This window comes from Erwinia aphidicola (assembly GCF_014773485.1).
Lineage (GTDB): Bacteria > Pseudomonadota > Gammaproteobacteria > Enterobacterales > Enterobacteriaceae > Erwinia > Erwinia aphidicola.
The window spans coordinates 396,981-417,288 of the sequence record NZ_JACXBP010000005.1; the positions used below are offsets into that span (position 1 = coordinate 396,981).

The 20,308-nt window shown below is 54.8% G+C and carries 16 protein-coding genes; 5 read left to right on the forward strand and 11 right to left on the reverse strand.

Annotation, left to right across the window (positions count from 1 at the left end; translation table 11 throughout):
- Nucleotides 1-137: 137 nt before the first annotated feature.
- On the forward strand, nucleotides 138-1,361 hold the full coding sequence (gene sbcD / locus ID864_RS14780) for an exonuclease subunit SbcD (RefSeq protein WP_191149993.1): 1,224 nt from the start codon (nucleotides 138-140) through the stop codon (nucleotides 1,359-1,361).
- Nucleotides 1,358-4,717, forward strand: coding sequence for an AAA family ATPase (locus tag ID864_RS14785; protein ID WP_191149994.1), 3,360 nt, complete (start codon nucleotides 1,358-1,360; stop codon nucleotides 4,715-4,717). Before sbcD ends, ID864_RS14785 begins: the two co-directional genes overlap by 4 nt.
- A 197-nt stretch (nucleotides 4,718-4,914) precedes the next feature.
- Here the strand turns inward: ID864_RS14785 and ID864_RS14790 are convergent, their stop codons facing one another.
- Both ID864_RS14790 and ID864_RS14795 read right to left on the reverse strand, forming a co-directional pair.
- Nucleotides 4,915-5,211, reverse strand: a complete 297-nt coding sequence (locus ID864_RS14790) for a chorismate mutase (RefSeq protein WP_048916976.1) — start codon at nucleotides 5,209-5,211, stop codon at nucleotides 4,915-4,917.
- A 105-nt stretch (nucleotides 5,212-5,316) separates the two neighbouring features.
- The gene (locus ID864_RS14795; RefSeq protein WP_048916977.1) at nucleotides 5,317-5,724 is read right to left on the reverse strand and encodes a RidA family protein; all 408 of its coding nucleotides are present in this window, start codon (nucleotides 5,722-5,724) and stop codon (nucleotides 5,317-5,319) included.
- A gap of 138 nt (nucleotides 5,725-5,862) precedes the next feature.
- On the opposite strand from ID864_RS14795, the gene ID864_RS14800 reads away from it, so the two are divergent.
- Nucleotides 5,863-6,468, forward strand: a complete 606-nt coding sequence (locus ID864_RS14800; RefSeq protein WP_048916978.1) for a TetR/AcrR family transcriptional regulator — start codon at nucleotides 5,863-5,865, stop codon at nucleotides 6,466-6,468.
- A 126-nt stretch (nucleotides 6,469-6,594) separates the two neighbouring features.
- Here ID864_RS14800 and ID864_RS14805 read toward each other — a convergent pair whose 3' ends face one another.
- From ID864_RS14805 to ID864_RS14835, 7 genes are all read right to left on the reverse strand, one after another.
- Nucleotides 6,595-7,197 (reverse strand): LysE family translocator, encoded by a 603-nt coding sequence (locus ID864_RS14805; RefSeq protein WP_048916979.1) that lies wholly within the window; start codon nucleotides 7,195-7,197, stop codon nucleotides 6,595-6,597.
- A 218-nt stretch (nucleotides 7,198-7,415) separates the two neighbouring features.
- Nucleotides 7,416-8,132 carry an N-acyl homoserine lactonase family protein gene (locus ID864_RS14810; RefSeq protein ID WP_099754783.1) on the reverse strand — a complete coding sequence of 239 codons (717 nt, stop codon included), beginning with the start codon at nucleotides 8,130-8,132 and terminating at the stop codon, nucleotides 7,416-7,418.
- Between the two features lie 359 nt (nucleotides 8,133-8,491).
- Complete coding sequence (locus ID864_RS14815; RefSeq protein WP_191149995.1) at nucleotides 8,492-10,054, reverse strand: DUF4041 domain-containing protein; 1,563 nt, start codon at nucleotides 10,052-10,054, stop codon at nucleotides 8,492-8,494.
- Between the two features lie 553 nt (nucleotides 10,055-10,607).
- The gene (locus tag ID864_RS14820; RefSeq protein WP_191149996.1) at nucleotides 10,608-13,685 is read right to left on the reverse strand and encodes an efflux RND transporter permease subunit; all 3,078 of its coding nucleotides are present in this window, start codon (nucleotides 13,683-13,685) and stop codon (nucleotides 10,608-10,610) included.
- Nucleotides 13,682-14,824 (reverse strand): efflux RND transporter periplasmic adaptor subunit, encoded by a 1,143-nt coding sequence (locus ID864_RS14825; protein WP_048918623.1) that lies wholly within the window; start codon nucleotides 14,822-14,824, stop codon nucleotides 13,682-13,684. Before ID864_RS14825 ends, ID864_RS14820 begins: the two co-directional genes overlap by 4 nt.
- 111 nt (nucleotides 14,825-14,935) lie before the next feature.
- Nucleotides 14,936-16,099 carry an ATP-binding protein gene (locus tag ID864_RS14830; protein WP_191149997.1) on the reverse strand — a complete coding sequence of 388 codons (1,164 nt, stop codon included), beginning with the start codon at nucleotides 16,097-16,099 and terminating at the stop codon, nucleotides 14,936-14,938.
- Nucleotides 16,096-16,791, reverse strand: coding sequence for a response regulator (locus tag ID864_RS14835; protein WP_048918621.1), 696 nt, complete (start codon nucleotides 16,789-16,791; stop codon nucleotides 16,096-16,098). Before ID864_RS14835 ends, ID864_RS14830 begins: the two co-directional genes overlap by 4 nt.
- Nucleotides 16,792-16,915: 124 nt before the next feature.
- Here ID864_RS14835 and ID864_RS14840 point away from each other — a divergent pair, with 124 nt between their 5' ends.
- Nucleotides 16,916-17,701 carry a MipA/OmpV family protein gene (locus tag ID864_RS14840; RefSeq protein ID WP_048918620.1) on the forward strand — a complete coding sequence of 262 codons (786 nt, stop codon included), beginning with the start codon at nucleotides 16,916-16,918 and terminating at the stop codon, nucleotides 17,699-17,701.
- Between the two features lie 196 nt (nucleotides 17,702-17,897).
- Here the strand turns inward: ID864_RS14840 and ID864_RS14845 are convergent, their stop codons facing one another.
- The gene (locus ID864_RS14845) at nucleotides 17,898-18,476 is read right to left on the reverse strand and encodes a helix-turn-helix domain-containing protein (protein WP_099754788.1); all 579 of its coding nucleotides are present in this window, start codon (nucleotides 18,474-18,476) and stop codon (nucleotides 17,898-17,900) included.
- A 63-nt stretch (nucleotides 18,477-18,539) separates the two neighbouring features.
- Here ID864_RS14845 and ID864_RS14850 point away from each other — a divergent pair, with 63 nt between their 5' ends.
- A complete protein-coding gene (locus ID864_RS14850) occupies nucleotides 18,540-19,049 on the forward strand; it encodes a GNAT family N-acetyltransferase (RefSeq protein WP_048918618.1) in 510 nt (169 codons plus the stop codon).
- A gap of 116 nt (nucleotides 19,050-19,165) precedes the next feature.
- Here the strand turns inward: ID864_RS14850 and ID864_RS14855 are convergent, their stop codons facing one another.
- Nucleotides 19,166-19,630 (reverse strand): DMT family transporter, encoded by a 465-nt coding sequence (locus ID864_RS14855; RefSeq protein ID WP_396018881.1) that lies wholly within the window; start codon nucleotides 19,628-19,630, stop codon nucleotides 19,166-19,168.
- Nucleotides 19,631-20,308 lie beyond the last annotated feature (678 nt).

The following is a 20,308-nucleotide window of genomic DNA, read 5'->3' on the forward strand; positions in this document are numbered from 1 at the left end:
GCGCCATTATGCGTCAGTTTTATGACACTTTTATGAAAAAAGCACCCCCTGAAATTGTGCGCGATTTAAAAAAAACAGGCCGATCGGTTTAGCCTGTTTATAATCGGGTTCACGTTTTTCTGCTGACAGGACGTTATATGCGCATCCTCCACACCGCTGACTGGCATCTCGGCCAGTTTTTCTACACCAAAAGCCGGGCGGCCGAGCACCAGGCTTTTCTCGACTGGCTGCTGGAGCAGGCGGAGGCGCAGCAGGCCGATGCGATCATTGTCGCCGGGGATATTTTCGATACCGGCTCGCCGCCGAGCTACGCGCGCGAGCTGTATAACCGCTTTGTGGTGAAGTTGCAGCAGACCGGCTGCCAGCTGGTCGTGCTCGGCGGTAATCATGACTCGGTGGCGACGCTCAACGAATCGCGCGAGCTGCTGGCCTGCCTGAATACCCGGGTGATCGCCGCCGCCAGCGACGATATCCGCCAGCAGGTGCTGATGCTGAATAAGCGCGACGGATCGCCGGGTGCGCTGCTGTGCGCCATCCCGTTTCTGCGCCCGCGCGATATCCTGCGCAGCCAGAGCGGCCAGTCGGGGCGGGAGAAACAGCAAAGCCTGCTGGAAGCGATTACCGAACACTACCAGCGCTGCTGGCAGGAAGCGTTAAGCCAGCGCCAGGCGCTGGACCTGCCGCTGCCGATTATTGCCACCGGCCATCTGACCACCATGGGCGTAACCAAAAGCGATGCGGTGCGCGATATCTATATTGGCACGCTGGATGCGTTTCCGGCCGACTGCTTCCCGCCCGCCGACTACATCGCCCTTGGCCATATTCACCGCGCCCAGCGCATTGCCGACAGCGACCATATTCGCTACAGCGGCTCGCCGATCCCGCTCAGCTTTGACGAGCTGGGCAAGGCGAAAAGCGTGTTTATGGTCGACTTTATCGACGGGAAATTCGCCTCAGCCGAAGCGCTGCCGATCCCGCTGTTCCAGCCGATGCAGATGATTAAAGGCTCGCTGGAGCAGATTGAGCAGCAGCTGGCGGCGCTGCCTGAGGCTGGCGACGGCAAAATCATCTGGCTGGATATTGAGATCGTCACCGACTCCTGGCTCAGCGAGCTGCAGCGCCGCATTCAGGAGCTGACCGCCGCGCTGCCGGTAGACGTGGTGCTGCTGCGCCGCAGCCGCGAGCAGCGCGAACAGACCCTCGCCCGACAGAATAACGAAACCCTGAGCGAGCTGAGCGTGGAGGAGGTGTTCAGCCGCCGCTTGGCGCTGGAAAGCGAGCAGCCGGAGAAACTGCAGCGCGCCAGCCTGCTGTTTGCGCAGACGCTGGAAGCGCTGCGCCATGAGGAGCAGCCACAGTGAAAATCCTGACCCTGCGCTTTAAAAATCTCAACTCGCTGAAGGGCGAGTGGAAAATCGACTTCAGCGCGGAACCCTTTGCCAGCAACGGCCTGTTCGCGATCACCGGCCCGACCGGCGCCGGTAAAACTACCCTGCTCGACGCCATCTGCCTCGCGTTGTATCACGAGACGCCGCGCCTGAAGGGCATCACCCAGTCGCAGAATGAACTAATGACGCGCGATACCGCCGAGTGCCTTGCGGAAGTGGAGTTCGAGGTCAAAGGCGTGGCGTGGCGCGCTTTCTGGAGCCAGAACCGCGCACGCGGCGCCGCCGACGGCAACTTACAGGCCCCGCGCGTCGAGCTGGCGCGCTGTGATGACAATCAGATTGTCGCCGATAAGGTGAAGGACAAGCTGGAGATGATCGCCAGCCTGACCGGGCTGGACTTCGAGCGCTTTACCAAATCGATGATGCTGTCACAGGGGCAGTTCGCCGCTTTCCTCAATGCCGATGCCAACAAGCGCGCCGAGCTGCTGGAAGAGCTGACCGGCACCGAGATCTACGGTCGGCTTTCTGCGGCGGTGTTTGAGCGCCACAAAGAGGCCAGGGTGGCCGTGGAGACGCTGCGCGCTCAGGCGGGCGGCATGTCACTGCTGAATGAAGAACAGCAGCAGGCGCTCAACGCCCAGCTGGAACAGCTGCTTGCCGATGAGCAGGTACTCACTTCCCGGCAGCAACAGCAGCAGCAAAAGGTGCAGGAACTGCAGCAGCTGGAGCGATTACAGCAGGAGAAACAGCAGCTGACGGGCAACATCCGCCAGCTTGACGAGCAGCTGGCACAGGCGCAGCAGTCCCTGAGCGCCGCCGCTCAGCAACAGCAGCAGGCGGTGGCGGCGCAGGAGCAGCACCAGGCGCAGCGCCAGCAGCAGGAAACGCTGATCGCCGAACAGGTATTGCCGCTCGATTTACAGCTCGCCAGCCTGCAACAGCAGCTGCAACAGCTGACGCAAGAGCGAAGTGAGTACCAACAAGCGCTTAAGCTTCGCCAGCAGGAAAGCGTCAAAAATCAGCAGCTTCAGCAGGATAAGCAGGCGCAGCAGCAGCAGCTCGACGCCTGGCGCAGCGCGCATCCGCAGCTGGAGCACTACGGCGAGCATCTGCCGCTGTGGCGCGAACGCTTCCGCCAACAGCAGGAAAGTGAGCAGTCACTGACCTCCCTACACCAGCGCGTGCAGGCTCAGCAGCAGCAGGTGCAGCAGCTGGAACAGGCCGGTTTGCAGCTGCAGCAGCAGCAGGCGCCACAGCAGCAAAACCTGGCCACGGCGCAGCACAACCTGACCCAGGCCGAGCAGCAGCTGGCCCCGCTACAGCAGCAACATCCGGAAGCCGCGCTGCGCAGCGCGCTGGCGCAGTTTGCCCGGCAGCGGCCACAGCGCCTGCGGCTGGCGACACTGATCCCGCTGTGGCAGCAGATGCACGCGCGCAGCACGCGCCTGCAGCAGGAGAAAGAGCAGCTGGCGCAGCAGATCCAGCACAGCAGTGAGCAGTTACACACCCTGCGCACCCAGTGGGCAGAGAAGCATCAGCATCAAAAGGATTTAGATCAGCGCTGCAAGCTGGAGCAGCAGATTGCCGATCTCGAGCAGCATCGCGCGCGGCTGGAACAGGGGCAGCCCTGCCCGCTGTGCGGATCCACTGCGCATCCGGCGGTGGAGCAGTATCAGGCGCTGGTGCTGTCGGAAAACCAGCAGCGGCTGGAGGCGTTAAAGCGCGAAGTTGACGAGCTGAAAGATAAGGGCAGCGCCCTCGCCGCGCAGCTGAAGCAGCAACAGCTGCTGCAGGAGCACCAGCAGCAGGAAGCCGACGAGCTGCAGCGCCAGGCCGCAGAGCTGGAGCAGCAGTGGCAAAGCGCCGCGCAGCCGCTGGCGCTTCACTTCAGCCCGCAGCAGCACCCGCAGGCCAGCGACTGGCTGGCACAGCAGGAGCAGGAAGAAGTCACCCTGCAGCAGCAGTGGCAGCAGCTGGAGCAGGCGCTGCGCCACTGCCAGCAGCAGAAAGAGGCCTTACAGCTGCAGCAGCAGGCAGCGCAGGATTTGCAGCAGAAGAGCCAGCTGCAGCAGCAGCAATTGGCTCAGGCAGCGCAGAGCCTGCAAGAGCAGCAGCAGCAGCTGGAGCAGGATCGGCAGCGCGCCCAGCAGCTGCGCGGGGAACTGGCCGACGCACTGGCGCCGCTGGGGCTGACGCTGCCGCAGGATGGCGACTGGCAGGGCTGGCTAAGGCTGCGCGAACAGCAGTGGCAGCAGTGGCGTAGCAACAGTGACGCGCTGGCCGCGCTAGTGCCGGAACTGGCGACGCTCAGCAGCCGCCTGCAGGCGCTGGACGAAGAGCTACAGCAGCAGCAGCAGCGCCTGAACGCGCTCGATCGGCGGGTCGAACAGCAGCAGACCACGCTAAGCGAACAGCAGCAGCTGCGCCAGGCGCTGTTCGGCGAGCGCCAGGTTGCCGCCGTGCAGCAGCAGTTACGCGCAGAGGCAGAACAGCATCTGCAGGCGGTACGTGAAGTTCAACAAAAGTGGCAACAGCAGCAGGACCGGATAAATACTCTGACCGGACAGCATAAATCACTAAGTGAGCAGTTGATTAATCTGCAGTCGCGTTTAGATGAAGCCTTAGCCAAATACGGCCATGATGACGACCTGCCCGCGCAGCGTGCGCTGCTGGAGAGCCAGCTCGGCGCGCTCAACCAGCAGCTGCGCGAGCTGGCCAGTCAGCAGGGGCAGCTGCGCCAGCAGTTAGATCACGACAGCCGCCAGCGCAGCCAGCAGCAAACGCTGCTGGCGCAGATAACCGCCGGAGAGCAGCAGCTGGAAGACTGGGGCTACCTCAATCAGCTGATTGGCTCTAAAGAGGGTGACAAATTCCGCCGCTTTGCCCAGGGGCTGACGCTCGATCACCTGGTATGGCTGGCAAACAACCAGCTCGACCGCCTGCACGGCCGCTATCTGCTGCAACGTAAATCGCAGGAGGCGCTGGAGCTGGAAGTGGTCGATACCTGGCAGGCCGATGCGCGGCGCGATACGCGCACGCTGTCGGGTGGCGAAAGCTTCCTCGTGAGCCTGGCGCTGGCGCTGGCGCTCTCCGACCTGGTGAGCCATAAAACGCGCATCGAATCGCTGTTCCTTGATGAAGGCTTCGGCACGCTCGACGCCGAAACCCTCGACAGCGCGCTCGACGCGCTCGATGCGCTGAATGCCAGCGGCAAAACCATCGGAGTGATCAGCCACGTTGAAGCGATGAAGGAGCGCATCCCGGTGCAGATCAAGGTGCGGAAGATTAACGGGCTGGGCTACAGCAGGCTGGATCTCCCGACGGGGTAACCTTGAGTGACAGATTTGGCGAGGTTTATACCGCAAGTGGCTGCCCGAGGGCGTTAAGCCCGGTGCAGAGGGGGTGTGCGTGGGCTGCCCCACTGTTCTGCAGCGCTGAGAACAGTGGCAAACTTCCGCTCTTCGCTGAGAGCGGATGGTGTTGAATCAGCTGTGTGCTTTGTGCCAGAAGCGGACGTTAATTGATGTCAGATTTTATCCTTCTGAAGTTGGTCGTGTTGCTCAAGTTCATAATCGATAAACGCTCCGATCATACTCCGATAGACTTTTTCAATAATCACTTCGGGAAGTCCCGCTTCAGTGGCCTGCTTGCGTACCTTGTTGATTACCTGCTGGACGCGGTCCGGCGCACGAACGGCTGAGTGGTCACTTTTGAAAGCTGCTGCAGCTTTAACACATTCGCTGCGCTGCGCGATTAACTTAACCAATTCACTGTCAATTTCATCGATTCGGTTTCTGATGTCTTCAATTGACGAAAAACCCATACCCAACCCATCTAACTAGTACATGAGTTCACTAGGTTACACACATCTCTGATTAAATCCAGTACCTCATCCTTTTGATGAGAACGTTATTAATATCAAGATCTGTCAATCTACAGAGGCTGATGCTGGAATACGGGCAATAACCTTAATTTCAAAATCGAATCCCGCAAGCCAGGTAACTCCAACAGCTGTCCAATTCGGGTAGGGGGAATGCGGGAAAATTAACTTTTTCACCTGCATAATCGTCGGAAGCTGATTTTCTGGGTCAGTATGAAAAGTGGTGACATCGATCAGGTCGTCGAACGTACAACCTGCCGCGGCAAGAGTCGCTGCCAGATTATCAAACGCCAGTTGCACCTGCGCGGCAAAATCTGGTTCCGGCGTACCGTCGATGCGGCTGCCAACCTGTCCGGAAACGAACAACATATCGCCAGAACGGATAGCGGCAGAGTAACCGTGCTCTTCATAGAGGGCATGACGGTTAGCAGGAAAAATAGGTTCACGCTGGATCATGGAGTTTCCTTTCTTAGGTCAATGTGTGCTGCGCGGTATAATAAATTGATTTAATATACACTTCGTATGTTGAATTAATCACATATACACCGCGTATGTCAAATGACATACGCGGTGTATTTCAAAAAAGGAGATCGTATGGCCGCCAAACGCCGCGCCGAAACAATGGAAGAGAACCGCGCCAAATTGATTACGGCAGCGCGGATATCCTTTGCCGAAAGAGGGTTTGCAGCCGTATCAATGGATGAATTAACCGCCAGCGTTGGCCTGACACGCGGAGCTCTTTACCACAACTTTGGTGATAAAAAGGGGTTACTGGCCGCTGTTGTTGCTCAAATAGATGGTGAAATGGCACAACGAGCAAAAGCCGCCGCCGCAACTGCCGTTGACGACTGGGAAAAGCTGCTGGCTGAAGGGATTGCCTACATTAAGATGGCACTGGATACAGAAGTAAGGCGCATTGTTCTGCTTGATGGTCCAGCTTTCCTTGGAGATCCTGCACAATGGCCTAGCCAGAATAATTGCCTCGAATCCACTCGGCAAACCGTGATTAAGCTGATGGAACGCGGAGTCCTTAAATGTGTAGACGCGGATGCCGCTGCACATTTGTTAAACAGTGCAGCACTGAATTCCGCACTTTGGATTGCCGGGAGTGAAGATCCTCAGCGGGCGCTGCCAAAAATTATTGAGGTGTTTACACAGCTGGCAAGCGGCTTACAGAATAGTTCCCATAAACCAAGGTGATACGCTTATAAGGTGGAGTGGGCGACAGCATTTATAGTGTGCCCTAACAACTCAGCCTGGATAGTTACAGCTGATTTAACAGTCAGCCATGTGCCAGGAGAGGACGTTGTCGCTATCGTTGATGAGTTACGGAATCAGGCTGTGCAGAGAAAAAGCAATTAGCAACATCCCGCCCGCAATGTTGACGTATTTTTTGAGCATTAATGGGTTGGTTTTTTTTACTGAAAAGATCAGCGTTTGGCTAACAGCGTAAAGCCAAACGCTCATAACGACTACATGTACCGATGCCAGTGTCAGATAGTTGCCAACACCACCCTGTATCCCTGCGAACTGCGAAACGACTGTCAGATAGAAAATGATGGCTTTAGGATTCAAAACATTCGCTATCCACGCCGCTCTTAAAGTCACCGAATGCTTCGTATCAGCAAACCCTTCTGGATTGGCCCTTATGCCGTTGCGGATGAGCATCGCTCCTAACCAGAGCAGATAGGCGGTTCCGAAAAATTTCAACACAGCAAAAGACGCTGGAGACGATATGAGCACAGCGGTAATACCAAATCCTATGAGAACTGCGTGGGTATAAATGCCCAAAGCTGTTCCGGCAAGAGTCCTGAACAGTCCTTTGTGACCGCCTGCCAGAGCACCGCTCATAACAAGAGTGAAGCTTGCTCCAGGGGACAGTGCAACAGGGAGTAGTGCTGGCATAAAGCCAAGAAGGTTTATATCCATAGATTTTTGATAGTCATTGACGCTCTACTGTATTGCCAGTCAAGGCGCTTCGGGAATATTGTATTTAACACAATGAAAACAAATAGCCACCATGAATGAAAGGTCCGCTACTTGCTCATAGCGGACTTCAGCTCAGTCAGCTTGTCTGCTTCGTGCCAGAAGCGGACATAGCATACGTAGGGCGTAGAGATGCACGCAGCAGATCACAACCTTGAAAGTTACTCATAAAAGGCTGGAGAAAGGCGTAACGAGGCCCATTGTTCTGTATCATGCCCGTAAACGACAAACGCCGCATTTTCACTTCCAGCTATGTCAGCAATTTTTTGCGTACTTCGCCGGATGCCTGCCTCATCATCCATATCGGTAACAAATATTTGACGCGTTGCCGCATCTGCCATCGAATGATGCATAACAGCATCCGCGGCAAGTAATACGGTTCCTGTATCAGAAAGTCGTACTAATAGGGACTGATGACCAGGAACATGCCCGCTGGTTTCAAGCAGTACGACCCCCGGTAAAAGCTCGTAATCCCCTTCAATCAGACGGTAACGTAGAGACGGATGATCCCATGATTCCCGATTTGCTTTAAAGCGAGGATGTCCACTTTTGGCCAGCTCGTAATGTTCCTTCTGAATGATGAGTTCCGCATTGCTAAATAAATCATGATTGCCGGAATGATCTTCATCGAGATGAGTGCATATAAGGTAACTAATATCTGCTGGACTCACGCCGATAGTATTAAGGCGAGCGGTGACCGTATCTTCAGGCGTGATTTCAACAGTAAGACCCGGAAGATTTACAGTCTTATCCACAAAAGAACGCGGCCAGCCAGTGTCGACAAGAATATTTATTCCATCGCCTGTCTGAATCAAATATCCAGGTACGGGTATATTACCCGGATGCATAGTCCCCAAGTAAAGCATGTATAGGCGCATGACATTTTCCCTTATTTTCAACAATATAATAAAAATAGATGAATATATGGCCTCTCACAATACGCCCATCCTCCCTGTCCTGATCTCACTTCCGCTCCTCGCTCACTGCAGACCTTCATTTCAGTCAGAAGGTCTGTTGAGTGCCAGAAACGGACATTGCAGATACCCGCGAGTTAGCCATTAAGAACTAACTCTCTGGACCGACTGTTTTCAGGAAGATCTTCTAAAAGCCATAAAAAGTACGCAGGAGGAATTCTAAAGATTTATGGCTGGTTTGACAGGCATGATTACAGGCACTCCCCCCTTTACTAGCTAAACGAAAAAAAAAGCCTTTTAGGCGTTTTTTTTGTTCCGGGGGATTAAATAGCTTCTGCAAAGCGTGGCTGTTTCTTCTCAACTTCAACCGAGATCGCAAGGGCGTCAACTTTTTGTTTCCGCATTGCCACCGTCTCATGATAATGCTGCGCGGTCGCCGTCTCAATGAAGTCCACATCATCACCCGCCACATCAAATACGGCTGCCTTAATCTCTTCCAGACTCACGTTGAAGAATTCTTTGCGTCTGTTGATCAGGTTTGTGCGGTTTTCAGCGAAATGCTGGTGCAGGGCATATTCCATTGCCGGTGCATCTTCACTGTGGATCATGGCATGGATATCAAATAGGAACGGCACCGACGCACTGCCCAACTCGTCAACGCGGTCTTGAGGGTCGAGGCGGCGTGTCATACCTATCTTAAAGACATTCTCACCAAAAGAGCCGATATTAGAGATAACATAAACATGACCCCGCTTGGTCTGTTGCGCCATGCTCAGGGCTTTTAGTCCTTTCAACTCGGCCTCGGCCAGCGCCTCCTGCAGGGAATCAATCTTCTCCTGATACTTTTCGGCCTGAGCGGTGGTCATTTTCGCCAGTTTTTCATTCATTTCTTTCCGGGCTTTATCCAGAGCTTTCTGGGCGCGGCGTTCTTCTTCTTCAGCCTCACGTATAGCACGGTCGATCTCTGCCTGGGCTTTGCGCTCCTCCGCCATCTGGGCGCGGATTTCGCGTTGTTCTTCTTTTTCTTCCTGCTTTTTGGCCCGGTATTCATACGTTAAACGCAGCTCGGTCAGCTTGAGATCCAGGAAGGCATGATTGATGTAGATCTGGTTCACTTCATTGAGCTTGTTCAATACGTCAAAAGCTTTGTAGATGCGCGATTCCATGGTGTTAATGTTTTTAAACGTGACGTTGGCAATGGCTGCATCGCATTCACCGTTAAAGGCTCTGGCAGTCATGTTGATGCCTCGCGTGGTCATTTTATTCCCTTCGGCCTTTGAACCACCTACCGTCCACTCTGTAGTGCAATAGATGGCCCCAAAAGTGGTCTTGTTGCGAAGCAAATCTTTCTGCTGCTGCCGGTTGCCACGGATAGATACTTGGAACAATTCTGACGTATCGAAATCGAAATGCGGCGCGTAGAAGCCCATTTCTGCAAAATCCATATCCTCTTTGTAGATAGAGAGCGCGGACTCCAGCTCGTCATAAGTGATTTTCTTACTGGCGTAAGAAGCGCGCAGTGCTTGAATCTGTTCTTCAATTTCGACTTTTTTTGCGAGCTGCTTGGCAACGGTTTGCAGGATCTCATTACTCAGTTTTTCGGCGGCTGTGCGAGCATCTTTTAGGACCGCATTTGCAGAATCAGTAATAAATTTCGCGTCTGTTTCGCTTGCAGAAATGGTGGTGGATGCTTCCGTCTTCGCTTGAGTAACGATGCGCGCCGCTTCATCCTCAGCATCAACAATGACGGCATAGCGCGCCAGTTGTGATGCCTTATCGTCAGAATCCGCCCTAGCTGTTTTTAATTTCCTCGTGGTAACAATTAGTGCGACTAAAATGGCCACAAAAGCGATAGCCTCTGCGATGGAGTAATACACAATATTCATTAGGATAACCCTGTTGAGTGGTTTTACCGGCGCACCCGGCTGCTGCGAGAGAATATACGGACCTAGCGTTCTCTCAGCAATTGCATTATTTAAAATCTATATCGTTATAGGTTTTGGATCAAAAAATGCCCACGCTAAGGTGGGCTATTTTATTTTTGGTCTTTCCTGGCTTCAGCTATCAATTTTCCCCGCGCCTGGCAGATGCCAGCGCATAGACTTCAGGAATACTGTCTACCCTCTTTTTCGTTTACAGCGGACCAGAAATTTTTTTCTTTAGGCCAATACAAAATCAATAGATTGCTATGGGAACTTATATGCTTTAACTCTAGAGGTTCTCGGACAACTTAATCGGATGTGAAATGCAATCTTTTGATGACGTCCGCTCCTCGCTCAAAGCATCCCCACAAGAATCCGCCCAACCCTAACCCTGCCTGCTGCAGTCACGTCCTATAGGCTATTACTGCTCCCCCCGAAAAAGGTTTCACGCGCGGTCGGTCATGCCGTCATGTCGCTAATGGAGCCAAAGCCAAAATATCCCCCTCTCTGACCACGCTCACCGGCCTGTTCTGCCACTAACGCGCCCCTGCTCGAACTGCATAACAAGACTCAGTGCGGCAGGTAATACCGTAAGCGTGACGAAGGTGGCCACAAGAAGTCCGCCGATAATCGCATAGGCCATGGGCCCCCAGAATACCTGCTCAGCAATCGGGATCATCCCCAGTATGGCAGCGCAGGCCGTGAGCAAGATAGGCCGGGCCCGGTGTTTTGCCGCAGCTTTGATCGCCTCATCGCACTCAAGCCCCTGCCTGACGTTGCTGTCCACTTCCGCGATCAGGATCACCGCGTTGCGGATAATCATGCCGGCTAAGGCGATGATCCCGAGCAAGGCAACAAACCCCATCGGCGTCCCCGTCGGCAACATCGCCAGCACAATGCCAATAAGGCCAAACGGCGCCATCAAAAGGGCGATAAGCATGCGCGAGAATCGCTGCAGCTGCACCATCAGCAGGATAAGCATGATAACCAGGGTGACCGGCAGCACGGCAAATACCGAACTGTTGCCTTTGTCCGACTCTGCCACCTCGCCCCCCTCCTCTATCGCATACTCCGCCGGTAAGGTGGACCTGATGCGGGCAATTAAGGGAGCAAGCCGTTGTGAAACGGCCTCAGCCCGTAATCCAGCGGCTAGATCGGTCTGCACGGTGATAAACGGCAGGCGCTGCCGGCGCCAGATAACCGGGTCATCCACTCCCCAGACGGGGGTCGCCACCTGGCTTAAGGGGATTTTTTTGCCTTCTGCTGTCGCGATAGTCAGCCCGGAAAGCGTGGTTAAATCCTGACTCTCACGCCGGTTAGCGCGCAGCACCACATCAATCAGCCGGTTTTTGTCCCTGATGGTGGTCACCACGCTGCCAGACCAGACCGTGTTGAGTAAGGTTGCCAGACTTTCGGAGGAGACGCCCGCCGCGCGTGCCGCAGTCTGATTGACCTGCAAAGCGATCGCTCTTTCAGGTTCACCGGCGGTCAGGTTAACCTCCCGGGTTGCCGGACTGTTGCCGAGCACGCTGGCAAGATGCTGCGCAATCTGCCTGACTTTGCGGTAGTTGGGCCCGCTGACGCGATATTTTATTGGCCAGCCTACCGGCGGGCCCAGCTCAAGCGGTGAGACGCGCGTAGTGATATCACTAAAATCCCGGGCTAAAATAGTTTGCAGCTGCGCGCGCAGTTTATCCCTCTCCTTCAGGCCCCTGGCGACCACCACCAGCTGCGCCGTGTTCTCATCATCCAGTAATACGTCCATCGGCAGATAAAACCGCACAGCCCCTGACCCCACATAGGTGGAAAAATGGTCGATATTCGGATTACCCTTTAAGGCCTGCTCCAGACGCCCGGCTTGCCGCGCCGTGTCGCGCTGGGATGCGTTGCCGGGAAGCGTCAGGCTGACCAGCAGTTCCGGGCGATCGGACGCGGGGAAGAACTCGCCCTGCATCAGCGTGGTGGCATAAGCGGCTATTGCTAATAACAGGCTGGCAAGGCAAAGGGTGGCAGCCCGTCTCTGAAGAACCAGATTGAGCAGGCGCTGATAGACGCGCATCAGCCTTCCCTGCTTTTCAGCGTGTGAGGCCAGCGTCTCAGGTAACAGCCAGGTTCCGACCAGCGGAGAAAAAAGAATCGCCACTATCCATGAACAGAGCAGCGCGATCAGCACCACGGCGAACAGCGAATAGCAGTACTCCCCCGCGCTTGAGGCGGCAAATCCCACCGGAATAAAGCCCGCTATCATAACCAGGGTGCCGGTCAGCATCGGGAAGGCGGTGGTCTCGAAGGCATAAGTCGCGGCGCGCCATTTGCTATCACCGGCCTCAATACGCGACACCATCGCTTCAACGGTTATCATCGCATCGTCTACCAGCAGCCCCAGCGCGATGATTAATGCGCCCAGCGAGATACGCTGTAACCCAATGCCGGCAAGCATCATGCCGATAAAGGTCATTGCCAGCACAATGGGAATGGCCGCGGCCACCACCAGCCCGGCACGGGTCCCCAACGAGACGAAGGAGACCGCCAGAACAATCACCACGGCCTCAATCAGTACTCGGATAAATCCGCTCACGGCCTGCGCCACCACGGCAGACTGGTCCGCCACCCTGACCATTTCAATGCCGTGCGGAAGATGGGCACTAATCACCGCCATCCGCGCTTTCAGCGCTTGGCCGAAAGTGAGCATGTTGCCCGTGGCGGCCATGGAGATGGCAAGACCAATGGCTGGCTGGCCGTTGACCCGAAACGCGGGTGACGGGGGCTCTGCATCCTCACGGCTGATGGTCGCAATATCCGTCAGGGGGATGTAGCGCGAGGCAATATGCAGCGTCACAGCGCGTAAACTTTGCTCAGAGGTCAGTGCCCCGCTAACGCGCAGCGCAATGTTCTCACGGTCGCTGCGCAGGATCCCTGAAGGCTCCACCGCGTTCTGCGCCTTGAGCGCATCGGTTATCTGCTGTAAATCCAGCCCCATTCCGGCCAGCTGCGCCGGTGAAAAGGCGAGCACAATATTCTCTTCCTGCACGCCCAGCAGGCTGATTTTGCCCATGTCCGGCAGTGACATCAGGCTACGGCTGATATCATCAACCCTGTCACGAAGCTCACGCGCCGTGAAACCCTCTGCAGTAAAGCCATAAAGGGTGCCGAAGGTGTCATCAAATTCGTCATTGACGGACGGGCCCTGCACACCGGCAGGCAGCGATGGCGCGATATCCTGCATCTTTTTACGCACCTGATACCATATGCCCGCCACTTTTGAGGGCGGCGTGTCATCGCGAAGATTGACAAAAATCACCGATTTCCCGGCATGGGTTTCGCTCTGCACGTAGTCGAGATAGGGCGTTTCCTGCAGCTTTTTCTCCAGCGCATCGGTGACCAGATTAACCGTATCCATCATGCTGGCACCCGGCCAGCCTGCCGATACCACGGCCGTTTTTATGGTAAACGCCGGGTCTTCATTACGGGGGAGTTGCTGATAGCTGACGATCCCCGCCGCCATTAACAGCAGCATAAAAAAGGTGACCAGCGACTGATGGTTCAGTGCCCAGGCGGAAAGGTTGAAGGACCCGGCAGCGGATGACGGTTTCATTCGCTCTCCTCCCCGGGCTGCACTTTTTCCCCTTCCCGCAGCTTACTGACCCCCGCCACGACCACCTTTTCGCCAGGGCGTATACCGTCGCAGATAAATATTTCGGAGGTACTGTAGCGCCCCAGAACAACCGGCCGTAAGTGCAGCGACTGCGTCTTTTCGTCAACGACAAAAATGGCCGGCTGTTCGCCGACACGGGTCAGCGCAGAGGCTGGCAGGGCCGTCATTCGCGGGCCTGAGGCGTTGAGTGCCAGCTGAACCGTGGCACCAAGAGCCATAGCCGCAGGCGGGTTATCCAGCGTGATGCGCACGCGCCAGGTGCGGGTTTGCGGGTCGGCCTGCGGGCTGACGTCGCGGAAATGCCCCACCGCCACCGCAGAAGGGGCTGATAGCAACGAGACGCTAAACGGCCCGTCAGCGTGTTGAGCAACAGACTGGGGGTCCGCCACATCAAATACCGCATCGCGCCCGCTGCCGCTGGCCAGGGTGAAGACGCTCTGTCCCGCACTGACTACCTGTCCTGCCGACGCGCTGACTTGAGTGATCACTCCGTCAGCCGGGGCCGTGAGGTTCGCCCACAAGAGGTTTTCCTGCGCATTGCTCAGGGCATCTTCGCTGCTCTGCCGCTTGGCCCTTGCGCTCTGCCAGTCCGCCCTGGCGCTGTCCAGCTGCGCGCGGGCAATAGCCCCTCCGGGCATCAGTCGCTGCATCCGTCTGAGGTTAAGAGCGGCCACCTGCTCTGCCGCGCGGGCGCTTTCCAGGTCGGCCTGCGCGCTGCTGAGCTGATTATGGCTGGTCACGCTTTCCTGCGTGGCCAGAACCTGCCCGGCAGTCACCCTGTCCCCCACCTCAGCCTGGCGCGTCAGAATACGTCCATCCAGCCGGAACCCGAGCGAAACCTCCTCATAGGCACGAATCTCTCCGGTCTGGATGCGGGGATCAGAGGCAACCGCTAGCGGTGCAGAGACAGTACGCACCGGCCTGATGACTGGGGGTTCCTTATGGTTTTTATCACCACACCCTGTCAGCACAATGACAATAACAAGCACACAGACGGCGGGGATCAACGGGAGTAGCCGGCCTGCAGCGTGTAAATGACGAACGCCGTGGCGCGCAAAGTCGGTGAAGGTAACAGCCATGACAGTTATCCTGAATTGAGATATCGCTATTCAATACAATCACTGTCCAGATTCCGGCAATAAACCATCAAGAAACCGTCAAGATAAGCACTTTTTTTCATTACCGGCCGTTCAGGTAAGGGTGAGGGTGATTATCAGCCCTCCCTGCGCTTTCTGATCCGCCCTGATGCTTCCGCCGTGCGCTTCGCACACCGCGCGGGCAATAGACAGCCCTAAACCACTGCCGCCGGAATGGCGCGCGCGCGAGGCTTCTTCCCGGGTAAAGCGTTCAAACATCAGCGGTAAAAATTCGCTGCCCACACCTGGGCCAAAATCTTCAAAGATGACGTCGTAACCCTCGTGTCGCTTAACCAGATTAATCTCCAGGCGCTGGCCTTCTGCGGCATAGCGCAAAGCATTTTCCATCAGGATGGTGAACACCTGTCCAAGACGGAAGGGATCGCCGGTGTAGCTGCAGACACTCGACTGCCCAAGGCGGATATCAAATCCGATCGGGGTCGTCTGAGGGCTGAGCCAGGCTGCACGCTCACGCAACAGTTCGGTCAGATCGACCGGGGTTTTATCAAGATTAAGCTGCCCGGCATCCGCCAGTGAAAGCAGGTGAAGCTCATCTATCAACCGGTTTAAGTGCAACAGCTGTTTCATGACCATTTGCAGCTGTCGCGGCTCGGGCTGAAACACCTCGTCCAGCATGCCCTGCAGCCTTCCCACCGCCGCGGTCAGAGGTGACCGTAATTCATGAGCCATAGCCACGTGTGACGCCCGCAGTTCCCGCTCATAGCGCGACAGCTGCAGCATCATGGCATTAAAGTCATCCGTAAACTGAACCAGTTCAGACGGGGCATACTTAACGGATCTGGCCCGCGTGCTGAAATCCCCCCTAGCCACGGCCTTCGCCACCTGTGCCAGTTCGCTGAACTGCGAGGAGAGCGGGCGTGCCGCTTTTAAGCCGAAAAAGACAATAAAAGGAATGACCACCACCACCAGGATGCCGACCATCATCCAGTCAGCGCTGGCGATCGACGGATCGGAGTAGCGCGCTCCCCAGCCTGCATCAACAATCTGATGAAAGCGCGCCAGATTGAGTTCCGGATTATCACGCAGCACGTAAAATTCGGCCCTGAGCGCAGGAGACATATGGTGTAGCACCCAGAGGTTTTCAATGGCAAAACGCAGCCACATACAAAACGCAATAACGATAACGCTGCCAATGGCCAGCGCCAGAATACGGATACAAATCCAGCGCCAAAGTGACGGATAGTGTTTTGAATTCATGGCTGTCTGAACCGGTAACCGACGCCGCGCACATTAACCAGTACGTTAACAATACCCGCCGCTTCGAGCTTTTTACGTAAGTTATAGATATGCGTGTCCACCACCCGCTCAAGCGCCTCGCTTTCCGGCAGGCAACTTTCCAGCAGGTGCTGACGGGAAAACGGGCGGGTCGGCGTGCGCATCAGCGTGGTGAGCACGGAAAACTCCGTCGGCGTCAGTTCGAGCCAGGCAAGCCCGCCAGCGGGGGTCCTGACGCCAGCAGTGAGGGCCTCAGCATTCACTTCAAGCTCCTGCCACCGGAGGACCGGAGCGGATTTTTCAGCTGACGACATGCGGCGCATCACCGCCTGCACCCGTGCCACAACTTCAGCAGGATTATAAGGTTTAACAATATAATCATCGGCACCGAAACGTAGCGCACCGATTTTATCGGGCATGTCCCCCATTGCCGTGACCATGATAACGGGAACGGAACTTTCCCGGCGCAGGGCGACCAGCACATCCGTTCCCTTCATGCCGGGAAGCATCACATCCAGCAGAATCAGATCCGGCTTCCACACCTGGGCGGCTGCCAGCCCGGCAAGGCCGTCATCCGCAATCTTTACCTCATAGCCTTCACGTTTTAAATAAGCATCGAGCACGTCCGCTGCATCGGCGTCGTCTTCAATAATCAGGATCCGCTTTGTCTGCATTTTTTCGCCTTGACCGTTTCTTCATAAATCCCTGACAGTTTATTGACACTGCCTCTTCATAATTCGGGTTTCAGTCGCGGCTGCAATCCGCTACCAACCATACGTTTGGGTGATGAGGAATGACATGATATCCAGAAAATTACTACTGCACATTACCTGTTTCGGGCTGTCCGCAACAGTGCTCCAGGCGCTGGCTGACGCGGCCTCACCGGCCCCCACGTTGACTATCGGTATGGGCGCACAAAGCGCACCGCGCTACAGCGGTTCGGATCAGCGCCACTGGCTGGCGGGCCCGATCGTTCAGGCACGCGACGGGGCATTTTTCTTTGATTCGCTCAAAGGCGTGGGTTACGACCTGCAGGCGGATAACGGCCTGTATCTGGAACATACGCTGGGCTATACCCTTGGCCGCACGGACAAAAACTCCAGCTGGCGCGATGGCTCGAATACCCTAAAAGGCATGGGAAATATCGATGCGACCATCAATACCGCTCTCGCCGTGGGCTGGTCAGCAACGCCGTGGCTGTCGTTTGAGGCCAGGGCTACTCTGCCGCTGACGGATGGTCAGGGGGGGCATTATCAGACCTCCGTCACCCTGCTTCCGCTTCAAAACGACAGCGACACCGTTGCACTTCAGTCGGCTGCACTCTTTGGCGACCGGCGCTATATGAACACCTTTTATGGCGTCAGCCGCGAGCAGAGTAACCGCACTGACTTTGCACCCTATCAGTCCGCCGGGGGTTTCTATGGCATGGACAGCAGCCTCACCTGGAGCCACCAGTTCACGCAACACTGGGGCGGCGTGGTCAGTGCCGATTACACCTGGCTCGACGACAAGGCCAGTAACAGCCCAATTGTGATTAAGCACGGTGGCCTGACATACAATCTGGGCGTGCTGTATACCTTCTGATGGGCTGAATGACCCTTCGTGACAAGTCGTCTGCAAAGACGACTTGTCTTGTGCCCGGCAGCAAAACATTTTGCTTTAACAGGTTAAAGAGGCGGTTCAAATGAAAGAAGACAGCGCAGTGCTGGTCACCATTATCTTGTTTTACTTTAATGAGCTTTCACCAAACCGGCACTATTTTCACTACCTCTCAGTCGTCTCAGGAAGATTTGAGCACAAGCACGGCATAGCGGCATATTTCATCGGTATCATTTCTGAAAACACAATCGGCGGGATCGCCAAGCTCCAGGCAATCACCAGAATGCATCTCGAATGTATGAGCTCCTTCCTCAAATGTCAGACTGCCTTTCAATACCCATATAAGCTGGCGTCGAGAGAGATATGACATGGCTGGCATCGGCACGGCGGTGTTAGCGGGAAGTTCCACGCTGACCAGGTCTACAGGGATTTGTCCCGGTGAGACATGCCGACGAATGTAACCCGTTTCAGGATCCTGCCAGACGGGCTGTTTTTCATATCTGGTAAGCGTACCCGCGCGCACTTCTGTCAGAGCGAGCAACTGCGACATCGACATATCAAATGAGCCTGACAAACGCGCCAAAATGGTCGCTGTGGGGCTACTTTCACCACGTTCGATCTTGTGTATCATCGCCCGTGAAACACCTGAATTTTCAGCGAGATCGGTTAGTGACCATCCCCGTCTTTCTCTTTCCTGACGGACTTTCTGCCCAATACGGGCATTTAATTTATCTTCTTTACTGGACAATTCATCTAACATATTGGATAACTAAAGTAGTGTACGATTTGTCTACTTTAGTGAATGAGTGATGAGGTGTCTACCATGCATATTCGATCTGCTTCAGAAGGCGATGCTGAAAAGATTGCTGAAATTTACAACGATGCCGTCATTAATACGACGGCGATCTGGAATGAAAAAACAGTCGACGCGCTAAACCGAATTAACTGGATGAAAGACCGTCAGGACGCAGGATTTCCGGTCATCGTGGCCGTAAACGAGACTGACGACGTTCTTGGATACGCCTCTTTTGGCGACTGGCGCCCTTGGGACGGATACCGTCATACCATTGAACACTCTGTGTACGTTCACAAAGATGCGCGCGGAGCCGGAGCCGGTAACGCACTGATGCGGGAATTGATCAGTTTGGCGAAGGAACAGCATAAACACGTCATGGTGGCAGGCATAGAATCAGGAAATGCAGCGTCAATTTCACTTCATAAAAAGTTAGGGTTTGTTGAGGCAGGCCGAGTGGCGGAGGTCGGCACTAAATATGGCCGCTGGCTTGATCTCACCTTCATGCAATTGCAGTTAGACTCGCGGGAACGCCCCTGATCCTCAAGAGAAGAACCTTTTTTGACAGAGCAACACAAGAGTTGGCAGATGAAAAATCCCAACACATGGAAGTGCAGGGATATGAATATGACAAAAAATAGTGGTATGACATCGAATCAAAATTTACGCGCTGCGACCAGGAATGCACCCGCTACAAGAAGTGCGGCACCGACCAGAGAAGATAAGTTGTTGAGCACACCTTCTGTCCCGCTGCGGTGAATGTCATATCCGAGACCAACGATCAACTGGCTTGCTACCAGTATAGCGATCGTCCGTGATGCCCCTGGATTTTGATATCCAGTTATGCTGGCAAATACAGAGAACGCCCCCAGAATCCCCGGTAGCAAAGCCCATCCCCTTAATAACTGAAGCTGCTCGGTTAATCCGGATAAACCAGATTTTCCGACCAAAAGGCTGATAAGCAAAATCAAGCCTATGGCAAAGTTAAGCGCTAACGCGATAAAAATGGTTGACGCTGAATGGGTGATTTTTGACAAGCTGAACGTGCTCTTCACTCCATACTGCAACACCTGCTCAGGCTGGTAACTAAAGGGAAGGTTAGTTTCATGCTTATCGGTCAAGCCTGAGAGACGCCTCTAACAGGGAGAGTGAATCACCACATTCAGCTATGAAGTTCATCTCAATATCCCGGAAATCCGGTCTTTTCGGTGGACAAGCGCTCAGCGCGATCATCAAAACCGAGGCGGGAGGCATCTGAACATGATCGCCCTCACTGACGCCGCTGCGCAACCGGTTACCGCGAAGATTATCAACCAGGGCCGGGGATCGGTGGAAGCATCGCAACAGATCTTATTACTGCAGCGGCAGCGTTTGCGCCCCTCATGCTAACTAGCTAAAGAACATCGCGCTAAAGGCCTTTGCCTTTAAGTGTAGCTGGGGCAGGTAGGCGTAAAAATTTTAACGGACGTTTAGCTCTGAAGTTATTGAAACCTAAATAAGGGCTTCGTCAATAGCAGCCTCAAGTGAGCTTTGTATGATTAAATCATACAAGACATAAATCATAACAATACGTATCTATTTCAGTGAGTTGCCGTGATCATCAAACTATATAACAGACGTTATCATTCCGCACTTGATTATTCACTTATTAGGTTAGACCACTACTGTTATCATATAAATGTTTTTTACCCCCTCAAAATAATAGGTTTTTAAATCGTTCACAGCCCCTTTGCTAACACGATTCAGCTAAATATTCTGGAAATGGCATTTTTTGAAAACAATATCACTTAAAAATATAG

Bases quoted from the DNA above. Each gene is read 5' to 3' on its own strand.
- ID864_RS14845 (WP_099754788.1), bottom strand. From the start codon at position 18,476: ATGTTAGATGAATTGTCCAGTAAAGAAGATAAATTAAATGCCCGTATT.
- sbcD (WP_191149993.1), top strand. From the start codon at position 138: ATGCGCATCCTCCACACCGCTGACTGGCATCTCGGCCAGTTTTTCTAC.
- ID864_RS14800 (WP_048916978.1), top strand. From the start codon at position 5,863: ATGGCCGCCAAACGCCGCGCCGAAACAATGGAAGAGAACCGCGCCAAA.
- ID864_RS14825 (WP_048918623.1), bottom strand. From the start codon at position 14,824: ATGGCTGTTACCTTCACCGACTTTGCGCGCCACGGCGTTCGTCATTTA.
- ID864_RS14835 (WP_048918621.1), bottom strand. From the start codon at position 16,791: ATGCAGACAAAGCGGATCCTGATTATTGAAGACGACGCCGATGCAGCG.
- ID864_RS14820 (WP_191149996.1), bottom strand. From the start codon at position 13,685: ATGAAACCGTCATCCGCTGCCGGGTCCTTCAACCTTTCCGCCTGGGCA.
- ID864_RS14815 (WP_191149995.1), bottom strand. From the start codon at position 10,054: ATGAATATTGTGTATTACTCCATCGCAGAGGCTATCGCTTTTGTGGCC.
- ID864_RS14830 (WP_191149997.1), bottom strand. From the start codon at position 16,099: ATGAATTCAAAACACTATCCGTCACTTTGGCGCTGGATTTGTATCCGT.
- ID864_RS14810 (WP_099754783.1), bottom strand. From the start codon at position 8,132: ATGCGCCTATACATGCTTTACTTGGGGACTATGCATCCGGGTAATATA.
- ID864_RS14840 (WP_048918620.1), top strand. From the start codon at position 16,916: ATGATATCCAGAAAATTACTACTGCACATTACCTGTTTCGGGCTGTCC.
- ID864_RS14790 (WP_048916976.1), bottom strand. From the start codon at position 5,211: ATGGGTTTTTCGTCAATTGAAGACATCAGAAACCGAATCGATGAAATT.
- ID864_RS14795 (WP_048916977.1), bottom strand. From the start codon at position 5,724: ATGATCCAGCGTGAACCTATTTTTCCTGCTAACCGTCATGCCCTCTAT.
- ID864_RS14805 (WP_048916979.1), bottom strand. From the start codon at position 7,197: ATGGATATAAACCTTCTTGGCTTTATGCCAGCACTACTCCCTGTTGCA.
- ID864_RS14850 (WP_048918618.1), top strand. From the start codon at position 18,540: ATGCATATTCGATCTGCTTCAGAAGGCGATGCTGAAAAGATTGCTGAA.